The sequence below is a fragment of the Sphingobium sp. WCS2017Hpa-17 genome (assembly GCF_031843765.1).
Lineage (GTDB): Bacteria > Pseudomonadota > Alphaproteobacteria > Sphingomonadales > Sphingomonadaceae > Sphingobium.
Genome location: NZ_JAVTIV010000002.1, coordinates 410,735 through 422,943, shown reverse-complemented (window position 1 = coordinate 422,943; position 12,209 = coordinate 410,735). Strand labels below are relative to the sequence as shown.

Below are 12,209 nucleotides of genomic sequence, written 5' to 3'. Positions count from 1 at the left end.
CTCGACGGGATATTAGGATTTTCAAACTCCCGTATCGGCAGCATATTTTCAAATTAATTCCAGCATTGCGTAGACGCCGATAATTTTTCTGATATTTTTCGATTAGATATTTTTGTCATATTTGTCGAATTGGCGCGATGCGAAATCCGGCACTTCCCTAGACCCAACCCTCTCCACGCAACCCGACAACCGCCGCCTCTTCCACCCGCCGCGTCGCCGCATCCTTCACCAAGTCCAGAAACCGCCGTTGGATCGCGGTCGGGCGCCAGCTCCGGCGGGTTGTAATGCCCACCAGACGGCGGCTGGTTTCCAGCGGCGGGCCGATCTGGGTCAGCAAGCCGCTGCGGATCTGCAACGCCACCTGATCGGGCGACAGCAGGGTCAGGAAATGCCCCTCGGTCAACAGCCGACCGATAATCATCACCGATCCACATTCGATCGGCGTCGGCGGTTGCGGCTGGTCGGCGAACAATTGCTGCCATTGTTCGCGCAGCGGCGAATTGGCCGGCGCGACGATCCAGGGATAGGCGGCCAGTTGCGCCATGGTCGGCGCGGCCACCTGCGCCAGCGGATGCCCGCTGCCCGCCGCGATCACCAGCCGATCCTCCACCAGCGGCATCTGGTAAAGGTCGGCAATTTCATAAGGCCGCAAAGCGCCAACGATCATGTCGATCACGCCGTCGCGCAGCGGCTCGACCAGTTCGCGCCAGCTTCCCTCCAACACCTTGAAGGCCGCGCGCGGCTCCTCCCGTGTCAACCGCCCCATGGCGGCCGGCACCAGATAGGGCCGCGACAGTGGCAGCGCACCGAAAGCGATCAGTTCGCTCCCGCTGCCGCTATCCAGCCCCAGGTCCGCGATCGCCGCCGATATCTCCGCTACCGCCAGCCGCGTGCCGCGCGCCAGCCGCTTGCCCGCCGGGTTGAGCCACACTACCCGCCCGCGCCGCTCGACCAGCTTGCCGCCGATCATCTGCTCCAGATCGCCGACCGCGCGATGCACCGCCGTCTGCGACAGGCCGGTGCCCTGCGCGGCAGACGCGAAACTCCCCGCTTCCGCCAGCGCCAGAAAAGCCCGCAACTGCGTCATGGTCATCAGGCGCTCGGGATGCAGGAACACCGCCGACAGGCCCTTCGCCCCCACCGACAGATGCTCCAACGCCGCCTGCGCACGCTCGATCACGATTTCGCCCATCGGCGTCGCGACCATGCCGCCCGATCGCCGCTCGAACAGCGTATATCCGAACTGCCGCTCCAGCTTGGCCAGCCCCTGCGTCAATGCCGGCTGCGACAGGCTGACCGCGTCGGCTGCGGCGGTGATGCCGCCATGTTCCCGGATCGCGAGCAGCGCGCGCAGGTGCCGCAGATTGAGGTCGAACGGGTCGGTGGACATGGTGACGGCATCCTAATGCGTCCCGGCAGGAACGCCAGCGGGATCGAAAATTTGAATGGACTGACCATTTGTCAAATGGTAGGACCATTATAGGATAAAAAGCAATTCAGCTGTCCAACTCGTTGTCTCACTCATGAAGGAGGGGAAGCCCCGTGGATTTCGAACTACCCGACGATATCAAGGAATTCTGCGACGTTACGCGCACTATCGTCCGCGACCTGCTGCCTTATGAGGTCGCCTTTCAGGAGACAGGGGTCATCCCGCCGATCGTGCGTCAGACGCTGGTCGATAATGGCTATTTCGGCATGGCCCTGCCCGAAGCCTATGGCGGCCTTGGCCTCGGCGCACTGGCGCAGGCGGCAGTGCAGATCGAACTCGCCCGCCTTCCGCCCCAGTTCTGGACCGAACTGCGTCCGCTGATGGGGCCGGGGGCAAAGAACATCATCTATCATGCCAGCGAGGAACAGCGCGCTGCCCTGCTCCCCGGCATGGCCACCGGCGAAATCCCGATCGCCTTCGCGCTGACCGAACCCAATAGCGGCTCCGATCCGGGTTCGATGCGCACCACCGCCGTCCGCAATGCCGACGGCTGGCGGATCAATGGCAGCAAAACCTTCATCTCGAACGGGAAGAAGGCGAAATATGTCATCGTCTATGCCTATACCGACAAGGCAGCGGGCGCCCGCAACGGCATCTCCGCTTTCCTGATGCCGGCCGACACGCCCGGCTTCTCGGTCACCGGCACGATCGAACTGATGGGCACCGCTTCGCCCGGCGTGTTCGAACTCAGCTTCGACGAATGTCAGGTGCCCGCCGACGCCTTGCTCGGCGAAGAGGGCCAGGGTTTCCGCTACGCACTCGAAGGTCTGAACGAAGGTCGCATCAATGTCGGCGCCACGGCGGTCGGCATGGGCGAATATGCGCTGGAACTGGCAATCGAGGAATCGAAGGTGCGCCCGGCCTTTGGCGGCGTCATCTCCGAATTCCAGGCGATCCGCCACTATCTCGCCAATATGGCGACGGACATGCGCGCCGCCCGCCTGATGCTGCTCGACGCCGCCTGGCGCTATGATCAGGGCGACAAGAGCCGCGAACGGGCGTCCATGGCCAAGCTGTTCGCAACCGAAGCGGGCAGCCGCACCGTCGACACCGCCGTTCAGATTTTCGGCGGCAACGGCTATTGCCGCGGCTTTGCGGTGGAGCGCCTGTATCGCGACATTCGCATCACCCGGATTTACGAAGGCTCCTCGGAAATCCAGCGCAACACCATCGCGCGGGAATTGCTCCGCTAAACGCTGTGGGAGGGGAGCAATTCCCCTCCCCCTCTTTTCAGATCAATTGTCCTGCCGCCCGCAAATGCGCGACCGCGTCATCGGACAGTCCCAATTCCTCCGTCAGCAATGACGCCCCATGTTCGCCCAGCTGTGCCACCAGATCGCGCGGCTGCGCCCTCGATCCGCTCATGCGGAATGGCGGATTGGGCACGACGAACGGACCGGCTCCATCATGGATCGTCGTCCAGGCTTCCCGCGCGGCGAGTTGCGGATCGTCCAGCACCTCCGCCATGCCCCGATAGCGTGCGCACGGTACGCCATGCTGCGACAAGACCGCTTCCGCCTCGGCCGATGTCCGTTCCATGGTCCATTGCTCGGTCAGGCCCAGCAATGTCGCCCAATTCGCGTTGCGATCGGCATTGGTGCGAAAGCGCGGATCATCGCGCCATTCGGGATGCCCGACCGCATCGCTCAGCTGCTCGAAATTGCGCGGGCTGGTCGGCGCAACCATGATGAAGCCATCACCGGTCCGCAGCGGCGAATAGAGCGGTCGCCGCGCCCCACCGGGAAACTGCGCCTCCTGCGTTTCGAAAACCAGCATGCCGACCATCGCCTCCAGCATCGACATGTCGATATGCTGCCCCTGCCCGGTCTTCTCCCGCTGGTATAGCGCCGCCTGGATCGCACCAAAGGCATGGGTACCGCCCAGCACGTCGGCAACAAAGACGCCACCGGTTGCGGGGCGATCGGCACCATCCTGATAATGGAGATTGACCATGTCGAAACCGCTGGCCGCGTGGATCACCGGCGCATAGGCGGGATGATGCGCCTTCGGCCCCTCCTGCCCATAGCCGGAGATGGAGCAGTAGATCAAACGCGGATTGATGGCGGCCAGCGTCGCATAATCCAGTCCGAACCGCTGCATCACGCCGGGCCGGAAATTTTCGACCACCACATCGAACCGCTTCACCAGTTCAAGGATCAGCGCTCGTATCTCCGGAGATTTTAAATTGCAGGCGATCGACCGCTTACCCGCGTTCAAATGACCGAAATAAGCGCTGTGTCCGTCGCGCACCGGAGGGCGGGCGCGTACCTGATCGCCGTCCAGCGATTCCACCTTCACGACGTCGGCGCCCAGATCCGCCAGCATCCGCGTCGCAAACGGCCCCGCCATCACGCTGGTGAAATCCAGCACCCGCACACCGGCCAGCGCATCGCCCTTCGCCGCAGCCTGTTCTTCAGCCATGCCTCATCCTTGATAGAACCAAATATTGAATGGTCCTACCTATTGCATGATGCCGCTGAGCGGTCAATTCATCCGGCCGCCTTGCCGCGCGCTTTCCCGACTTTCACCGGCGCATCCTGCGCCTTGAGATTCTTACGAACGTGGCGATGCACGCGCTCCAGATGCTTGCGCATTTCCGCTGCTGCCGCATCCTCATCCCGCATGCGCAAATGCCGGACCAGCTTGAAACGAGAGTCGATCAGCGTCTCCTGCAACGTTTCATAATCGGGCCCCTGGACAAACTCATGCAGGATAGCCGACAGCGAATCCACGAAGATACCGAACATACGATTCTTGGTCGCGCGCGCCAGCACGCGATAATAAGCTGCGGCGCATTCATAACGCGCTTCCACACTCGTTTCCTGCCGCGTCCGTTCTGCAATCGCCTCCAGTTCAGCCAGATCTGATTCACTCGCGCGCTCGCAGGCGAGGCGGACGATGATATCCTGTGTCGCCAATCGTGCCTCGGTCAATTCGTCCAGCGAGACATTGCCCAGATGCACATAATCCTGCATCGCCTGAACAATCCTGTCGGGTTCGGCAGACTGGATGAAGGCGCCGCCCTTCACGCCCTTCACATTGCGAATGATACCCGCCACTTCCAGACTGCGCAACGCTTCGCGCAGGGCGCTGCGGCTGACCTGGAACTCCGCGGCCAGTTCGCGCTCGGCCGGCAACTTGTCACCGGTTTTCAACGTCCCCGCCGCCAGTTGGGCGCGAATCTGCTCGCAGATGACCTCGAAAGCGCGCTGCGTCTTGATCGGCGCGAAGTTGGGTGAGGAAGGCGGCGTTCTCATATCGGGCAAACCTATCGATCGGAAAAGCCAACGCTAACTCCCTGCGATCAATCGAGCAATGGTTCGACCAGCCTGCTTGACAAGAAGCCACTACTTTATAATGGTCTGACCATTAATGGAGGATGTTGAATATGAAGATCCTTGTGCCCGTGAAGCGGGTTATAGATTATAATGTGAAGCCGCGGGTGAAAACGGACGGGACGGGTGTGGACCTGGCGAACGTCAAGATGAGCATGAACCCGTTCGACGAGATTGCGATCGAGGAAGCCATCCGCCTGAAGGAAAAGGGCGTGGCGACCGAGGTTGTGGCGGTGTCGATCGGCGTGGCCAAGGCGCAGGAAACGCTGCGGACCGCGCTTGCCATGGGTGCCGACCGAGCGATCCTGATCCAGACCGATGACGAAGTCGAACCGCTGGGCGTGGCCAAGCTGCTCGCCAAGGTGCAGGAAGAGGAAGGCGCTGGCCTGATCATCCTGGGCAAGCAGGCGATCGACGACGACAGCAACCAGACGGGCCAGATGCTGGCAGCCCTGTTGAATCTGCCGCAGGGCACCTTCGCGTCGAAGGTCGAGGTTGCCGATGGCAGCGTCAGCGTGACGCGCGAAGTCGACGGCGGGCTGGAGACGGTCAAGCTGAACACGCCGGCGATCATCACCACGGACCTGCGGTTGAACGAGCCGCGCTATGCGTCGTTGCCCAACATCATGAAGGCGAAGGCCAAGCCGCTGGCGAACAAGACCCCCGCCGATTACGGCGTGGACATCGCTGCGCGTCTGGAAACGCTGAAGGTTTCCGAACCGCCCAAGCGCTCGGCCGGCATCAAGGTCGCCGATGTCGATGAACTGGTGGCAAAGCTCAAGGCTCTGGGAGTGGCAGCATGACGAAGGCTCTTGTTTGGGTTGAACATGAAGGCGGCGCGGTCAAGGACGCGATGCTTTCGGCCGTGACCGCCGCAGCCAAGCTGGGCGAAGTGCATCTGCTGGTTGCAGGTTCGGGCGTCGATGGCGTTGCTGCTGCTGCCGCCAAGATCGCCGGTGTTGGCAAGGTCCATGTCGCCGATGACGCGGCTTTCGGCCATGCGCTGCCGGAAAATGTCGCGCCGCTGGTCGTCGAACTGATGGCCAGCCACGACGCTTTCGTCGTGCCGGCCACCAGCAACGGCAAGAATATCGCGCCGCGTGTCGCCGCACTGCTGGACGTCATGCAGATCAGCGATATCCTGTCGGTGGAGAGCGAAGACACGTTCACGCGCCCCATCTATGCCGGGAACGCCATCGCGACGGTCAAGTCGAAGGACGCCAAGAAGGTCATCACCGTGCGCGGCACCGCTTTTGAAAAGGCGGCGAGCGAGGGTGGTTCGGGCGTCGTGGAAGCCGTGACCTCGACCGGGGACAAGGGGCTTTCTTCCTTCGTCGGCGCCGAGATCGCCAAGCTGGAACGGCCTGAACTGACCAGCGCCAAGATCATCGTGTCGGGCGGCCGCGCATTGAAGGACGGCGAGACGTTCGAGGCCACCATCTTCCCGCTGGCCGACAAGCTGGGTGCTGCCGTGGGTGCGAGCCGGGCGGCGGTGGATGCGGGCTATGTCCCCAACGACTATCAGGTCGGTCAGACCGGCAAGATCGTGGCGCCCGAAGTCTATGTCGCGGTCGGCATTTCCGGGGCGATCCAGCATCTGGCGGGCATGAAGGACAGCAAGACCATCATCGCCATCAACAAGGATGAGGATGCGCCGATCTTCCAGGTCGCGGACATCGGTCTGGTCGGCGATCTGTTCAAGATCGTGCCGGAGCTTACTGAAAAGCTGTAAGTCATCACGGTCTGGCTCTGTGCCGACGCAAAGAGCCAGACCGTTCGATCGCACCGCTGTTTACTACTTTCTATCGTTCCGCATGATGGCGTTCACACCCCGCACATCCGGTCCCTATCGATCACGACCAGCGTAATGACACCATGCGGATACGATGGCTCCGGTAGACCGGCTGAAGGCGCATTTTCCCCCCATAATCCACAACAGACACGCGACCGCTCGATGATGGGGCATGGTTTCTCGCCCGAGAAACATAGCCAGTCTTGCAACAGACGATGCGATGTACTAAATGGTACACAACGTCGTGGCTGCGACGGTCTGGCGACTCGGCTCCCCATCGACCTCAGAGCGGCACTCTCCGACGACCATAAGAGATGAAGGAGGTGCCGCGTGTCAGGCACGAAAATGCACGGTCAGCCGTTCGTTCGCGGCTGGCTTTTTCTGTTGGGGGCGGTGATTGTCGCCGCGGGATTGTTCTTTGCCATTGGCGGGGTGAAACTCGTCAGCCTGAACGGCAGCCCTTATTTCCTGATTGCCGGCATCGTGCTGATCGCAGCGGGCATCCTCATCGCGTTGCGCAAGGCAAGCGGAGCCTGGGTTTTCGGCGCCGCCTTTGTGGCGACCATCCTCTGGGCTTTATGGGAAGTGGGCTTCAGCTTCTGGCCGCTCATATCCCGCCTGCTGGCCATCGGCGTCGGCGCGACGGTGGTGGCGCTGTCCTATCCGCTGCTGCGGCGCCGGGATGGTTCGGCGCCGGCCTGGCGTCCGGCTTTGCTGGTGGCCGCACTGGTTGGCCTGGGATCGGCGGTCGGGGCAGCCGGCATGTTCGTGCCGCATCCGACAGTTCCCTTCGCGGGTGAGGCAGACGCGCTGGTGCCGGTCGATCCGGCGCAGGCGCAGAAGGACTGGACCGCCTATGGCAATACGCCCGGCGGCAGCCGCTTCGTTGCGCTAGATCAGATCACGCGCGACAATGTAAACAAGCTGAAGGTCGCCTGGACCTATCGCACCGGCGACATGGCGCTCAGCGACGGCAATGGCGCAGAGGACCAGAATACGCCGTTGCAGGTGGGCGACACGCTGTTCGTTTGTACCCCGCACAATAATGTCATCGCGCTCGATGCCGATACCGGTCGCGAAAAGTGGAAGACGCTGGTCAATGCCAAGGCGTCGGTGTGGATGCGCTGCCGGGGCCTGGCCTATTTCGACGCGCGTGCGCCGATCCAGCAGCCCAGCCTGCCCGGCGCGACGCCGGTGACGGCGGCGACCGTGCCGGCCGGTGCTGCCTGTCAGCGCCGCATCCTGATGAACACGATCAATGCCGAACTGATCGCGCTGGATGCCGACACCGGCAAATATTGCGCCGATTTCGGCACCAATGGCCGGGTCGACCTGAAGGCTGGCCTCGGCAATGCGCCCGATCCCCAATATCAGCTGACCTCCGCGCCGACGCTGGCGGGCACGACCGTCGTGGTCGGTGGCCGCGTTGCCGACAATGTGCAGGTCGATATGCCGGGCGGCGTGATGCGCGGCTTCGACGTCATCAGCGGCAAGCTGCGCTGGGCCTTCGATCCGGGCAATCCGGCGATCACCGGCGCGCCGCCGGCGGGCAAGACCTATGCCCGGTCGACCCCGAATGTCTGGGCCGCCATGTCCTATGATCCGGCGTCGAACACGGTATTCATGCCGGTGGGCAGCGCATCGGTCGATCTTTATGGCGTGACCCGCAGCGCGCTCGATCACAAATATGGCGCGTCGATGCTGGCGCTCGACGCCACCACCGGTCGCGAGAAGTGGCATTTCCAGACAGTCCATAACGATCTGTGGGATTTCGACCTGCCGATGCAGCCGAGCTTCGTAGACTTCCCGGTCGATGCGGTGCGCAAGGTGCCCGCGCTCGTCTTCGGCACCAAGGCGGGGCAGGTCTATGTGCTCGACCGTGCCACCGGCAAGCCGCTGACGGACGTCAAGGAAGTGCCGGTCAAGCCCGCGAACATAGCGGACGAACCCTATTCCCTGACCCAGCCCAAGTCGCTGGGCATGCCGCAGATCGGCGTCGGTCCGCTGACCGAGGCGGATATGTGGGGCGCTACCCCGTTCGACCAGCTGCTCTGCCGCATCGCCTTCAAGGGCATGCGTTATGAGGGGCTGTATACCGCACCCGGCACCGACAAGTCGCTGAGCTTCCCCGGATCGCTGGGTGGCATGAACTGGGGCGGCATCTCGACCGATCCGACCAGCGGCACCATCTTCGTCAACGACATGCGGCTTGGCTTGTGGGTCCAGATGGTCCCGCAGACGGCGGCGCAGAAGGGGCAGTCGGGCAGCGCTGGCGAAGCGGTCAATACCGGCATGGGTAGCGTTCCGCTGAAGGGCACGCCCTATTCGGTGGTGAAGGACCGCTTCCTGTCGGCGCTGGGCATTCCCTGTCAGGCGCCGCCCTATGGCACGCTGACCGCTATCGACCTCAAGAGCCGGGCCATCAAGTGGCAGGTACCGGTGGGCACGGTGCGCGACACCGGGCCGATGGGCATCCGCATGGGCCTGCCGATCCCGATCGGCATGCCGACGGTGGGCGGTACGCTGGCGACGCAGGGCGGCCTGGTCTTCATCGCCGGCACGCAGGATTTCTACCTGCGCGCCTTCAACGCGGCAACCGGCGCGGAAGTCTGGAAAGCCCGCTTGCCGGTCGGCAGCCAGGGTGGTCCGGTGAGCTACAAGTCGCCTAAGAGCGGCAAGCAATATGTGGTGGTGACGGCGGGCGGTGCGCGCCAGTCGCCCGACCGGGGCGATTATGTGATCGCCTATACGCTGCGCTGAGCCATGGGCGGAGCGGCCCCGGCGCCGCTCCGCCTGTTTATCGTCATCCATCATGTCACCGCGCGCAGATGTGCCGCGCGGAAGGGAGGGGCTTTGGCCCACTGTCTTCACCTTCATGCCCGCCTGCCGCTGACGGCATTGCTGATCCTGCTGCCGGTCGCAAGTGCCCATGCGCAGGAGACTACGCCGGAAAAGACGGTGGCGGCCCCGCGCGAAACGCTGACCGGCGACTGGGGCAGGCTGCGCACGCGGCTGAAGCAGGCGGGCGTCACCGTCCGCGCGGACTATGTCGGCGAAGCCTTTGCCGCGGTCGATGGCGGCCAGCAGCGCAGCAGCGCCTATACCCAGCAACTGCGCGCCAGCCTCGATTTCGACATGGACCGGATCGTCGGCCTGTCCGGCGGCATCGTGCATGTGACCATCAACGACCGGCGCGGCGTCGGCCTGTCCTCCGATATCGTCGGCAATCGCCTGCCGATTCAGGAGGCGGCCGGCGGCAATTATACGCGCCTGTCGGAACTCAGCTACGAACAGAATATCGACAATGGCCGACTCAACCTGCGCCTGGGCTATTTCGCCATGGGCAATGATCTGGGCGGGATGATCCTGGGGTGCAATTTCGTCAATGCGGCCTTCTGCGCCCATCCGCTGTCGGAATCGGGCAATAGCGGCTGGTATAATTATCCCAATGCGCGCTGGGGCGCGGCGGTGCGCTATCGCATCCGGCCCGATCTCGCGCTGCGCACTGGCGTCTATCAGGTCAATCCGCGCCTCAATGCCCCCGACAACGCCTTCCGTCCTTTTGCCGGCGGCACGACCGGCGTGCTGCTGCCGCTGGAACTGGAATATGATCCCGGCATCGCGTCGGGCAGCCACGTGCTGCCAGGCCATTACAAGATCGGTGCCTATTATGACACGTCACGTGCCGCCCGGCGCGGCGAGCAGGGCATGTTGCGGGGACGCTATGGCGTCTATGCGCTAGCGGACCAGACGATCCTGCGCGAAGGGACGGGCAATCGCGGCCTCTCGGTCTTTGCCCAGTTCACCGCCAATCCAGAGGCCTCGGCCCAGATCACCCACTGGTATGCCGCCGGCCTGGTCAAGACCGGAACCTTTGCCGGCCGGGACGCGGACAGCATCTCGATCGGCATCGTTCATGCGCAGGTCAATCCGCGCCTGCGCCGCGCCGAAGCCGATACTCAGGATATCCCCGGTGGCTATGCCGCGTTGCCAGCGGGCGAGACCGCGGTCGAGATGAGCTACGGCATCCAGCTTTGCCGCTGGCTCAGCATCCGGCCGGACGTGCAATATATTCTCGACCCCAGCGCCTTCGCCTATCGCCGCACCCATGACGCGCTGGCGCTGGGCAGCCAGGTGAAGATGCAGTTTTGAGGTGCGCCATATGCACCTTGCCCGCCGCCTCGGCTTGCGAGTGCACGCGGCTTATTGCAATGCACAAACATCGCGCCGCAGGCCGCCCCGCCAACCTGTCGATCAAGGAGGAATACACGTGGTTCCCGACAAGAAAACCCAGATCGTCATCGTCGGTGGCGGCGCCGCCGGCCTGGAACTCGCGCGCAAGCTGGGTGCGCGCTACGGCCGCAAGCGCCACGACATCATCCTGATCGACCGCAACCGCACCCACATCTGGAAGCCGCTGCTACACGAGGTGGCGACGGGATCGCTTGACGCCAGCCTGGACGAGGTCGGCTATCGCAGCCACTGTCATCGCTGGGGCTATCGCTATCTCTATGGCACGTTGCAGAGCATCGATCGCACGGCGCAGCGTGTTCATATCGCGCCAGTATTCGATCCCAAGGGCCGCGAGGTCGTGAGCGCCCATTCGGTCCGCTATGATTATCTGGTGCTGGCCTATGGCTCCGTCACCAATGATTTCGGCACGCCAGGCGTGGCCGACAATTGCCTGTTCCTTGACAGTCGGGCGCAGGCCGACAGTTTCCGCGACCAGTTGCTCGACCATTGCCTGCGCGTGTCGCGCGCCATGTCGGCCGATCCGGCGTCGGACGCACGGGTGCGGATCGCGATCGTCGGCGGTGGCGCCACCGGCGTCGAACTCGCCGCGGAACTCTATAATGCCGCCGATGCGCTAGGCTATTATGGGCTGGAAGTGTTCGACCGCCAACGGCTCGACGTCACCCTGCTGGAGGCGGGACCGCGCATCCTGCCGGCCTTGCCGGACCGGCTGGCGGATGCCGCGCGCGAGGAACTGGAGGCGCTGGGCGTCAAGGTCCGCGCCGGCATCGCCGTCACCGCCTCCACGCCCGACGGCATGGAGACGAAGGCGGGCGAATTCATCGCCGCCGATCTTCAGGTCTGGGCTGCAGGGGTCAAGGCAGCGCCGATCCGCTACGGGCTGGATGGGCTGGACCTCTCCCGCGCCGGCCAGATCATCGTGCGACCGACGCTGCAAAGCATGGCTGACGACCGCGTCTTCGCGATGGGCGACTGTGCCTCCTACACACCTAAAGGCACTGATCGCCCGATCCCGCCGCGCGCGCAGGCCGCGCACCAGATGGCGGATACCGTCTTCGCCAATCTCGGCCAGTTGATGTCGAAGCGGCCGCTCAGGCATTTCGTGTATCGCGACCATGGCTCGCTGGTCTCGCTCAGTCGCTACTCGACGGTAGGATCGCTAATGGGCAAGCTGGTCGGCGGCCGCATGGCGGTGGAAGGCCGCCTCGCCCGGTTCGTCTATATGTCGCTCTATCGCATGCACCTGCTCGCGGTGCATGGCTGGCTTCGCGGCCCCGCGCTAATCGTGGTCAGCCACATCAACCGCTTCGTGCGGCCGCGCCTGAAACTACATTGAATA

The 12,209-nt window shown here is 63.6% G+C and carries 9 protein-coding genes; 6 read left to right on the top strand and 3 right to left on the bottom strand.

From position 1 onward, the window contains the following. Positions 1 to 157 precede the first annotated feature (157 nt). Complete coding sequence (locus tag RQH62_RS06105) at positions 158 to 1,390, bottom strand: LysR family transcriptional regulator (protein WP_311267853.1); 1,233 nt, start codon at positions 1,388 to 1,390, stop codon at positions 158 to 160. 152 nt (positions 1,391 to 1,542) lie between these two features. Here RQH62_RS06105 and RQH62_RS06100 point away from each other — a divergent pair, with 152 nt between their 5' ends. Then, positions 1,543 to 2,682 carry an acyl-CoA dehydrogenase family protein gene (locus RQH62_RS06100; protein ID WP_184274578.1) on the top strand — a complete coding sequence of 380 codons (1,140 nt, stop codon included), beginning with the start codon at positions 1,543 to 1,545 and terminating at the stop codon, positions 2,680 to 2,682. Positions 2,683 to 2,719: 37 nt separating this feature from the next. Here the strand turns inward: RQH62_RS06100 and RQH62_RS06095 are convergent, their stop codons facing one another. After that, a complete protein-coding gene (locus RQH62_RS06095; protein WP_311267852.1) occupies positions 2,720 to 3,910 on the bottom strand; it encodes a CoA transferase in 1,191 nt (396 codons plus the stop codon). A 68-nt stretch (positions 3,911 to 3,978) separates the two neighbouring features. Then, positions 3,979 to 4,746, bottom strand: coding sequence for a GntR family transcriptional regulator (locus RQH62_RS06090; protein ID WP_311267851.1), 768 nt, complete (start codon positions 4,744 to 4,746; stop codon positions 3,979 to 3,981). Between the two features lie 131 nt (positions 4,747 to 4,877). Here RQH62_RS06090 and RQH62_RS06085 point away from each other — a divergent pair, with 131 nt between their 5' ends. The 5 genes from RQH62_RS06085 to RQH62_RS06065 all read left to right on the top strand — a co-directional run bounded on the left by RQH62_RS06085 (position 4,878) and on the right by RQH62_RS06065 (position 12,206). Then, the gene (locus RQH62_RS06085) at positions 4,878 to 5,627 is read left to right on the top strand and encodes an electron transfer flavoprotein subunit beta/FixA family protein (RefSeq protein WP_311267850.1); all 750 of its coding nucleotides are present in this window, start codon (positions 4,878 to 4,880) and stop codon (positions 5,625 to 5,627) included. Continuing rightward, complete coding sequence (locus RQH62_RS06080; RefSeq protein ID WP_311267849.1) at positions 5,624 to 6,556, top strand: FAD-binding protein; 933 nt, start codon at positions 5,624 to 5,626, stop codon at positions 6,554 to 6,556. Before RQH62_RS06085 ends, RQH62_RS06080 begins: the two co-directional genes overlap by 4 nt. Before the next feature lie 390 nt (positions 6,557 to 6,946). After that, positions 6,947 to 9,376, top strand: a complete 2,430-nt coding sequence (locus RQH62_RS06075; protein ID WP_311267848.1) for a glucose/quinate/shikimate family membrane-bound PQQ-dependent dehydrogenase — start codon at positions 6,947 to 6,949, stop codon at positions 9,374 to 9,376. A gap of 93 nt (positions 9,377 to 9,469) precedes the next feature. Beyond that, on the top strand, positions 9,470 to 10,768 hold the full coding sequence (locus tag RQH62_RS06070) for a carbohydrate porin (RefSeq protein ID WP_311267847.1): 1,299 nt from the start codon (positions 9,470 to 9,472) through the stop codon (positions 10,766 to 10,768). A 118-nt stretch (positions 10,769 to 10,886) separates the two neighbouring features. Beyond that, positions 10,887 to 12,206, top strand: coding sequence for an NAD(P)/FAD-dependent oxidoreductase (locus RQH62_RS06065; RefSeq protein ID WP_311267846.1), 1,320 nt, complete (start codon positions 10,887 to 10,889; stop codon positions 12,204 to 12,206). Positions 12,207 to 12,209 lie beyond the last annotated feature (3 nt).

What these genes read in the sequence shown, in the direction of transcription:
- RQH62_RS06105 (WP_311267853.1), bottom strand. Translation starts at nt 1,390, where the DNA reads ATGTCCACCGACCCGTTCGACCTCAATCTGCGGCACCTGCGCGCGCTG.
- RQH62_RS06095 (WP_311267852.1), bottom strand. Translation starts at nt 3,910, where the DNA reads ATGGCTGAAGAACAGGCTGCGGCGAAGGGCGATGCGCTGGCCGGTGTG.
- RQH62_RS06090 (WP_311267851.1), bottom strand. Translation starts at nt 4,746, where the DNA reads ATGAGAACGCCGCCTTCCTCACCCAACTTCGCGCCGATCAAGACGCAG.
- RQH62_RS06085 (WP_311267850.1), top strand. Translation starts at nt 4,878, where the DNA reads ATGAAGATCCTTGTGCCCGTGAAGCGGGTTATAGATTATAATGTGAAG.
- RQH62_RS06080 (WP_311267849.1), top strand. Translation starts at nt 5,624, where the DNA reads ATGACGAAGGCTCTTGTTTGGGTTGAACATGAAGGCGGCGCGGTCAAG.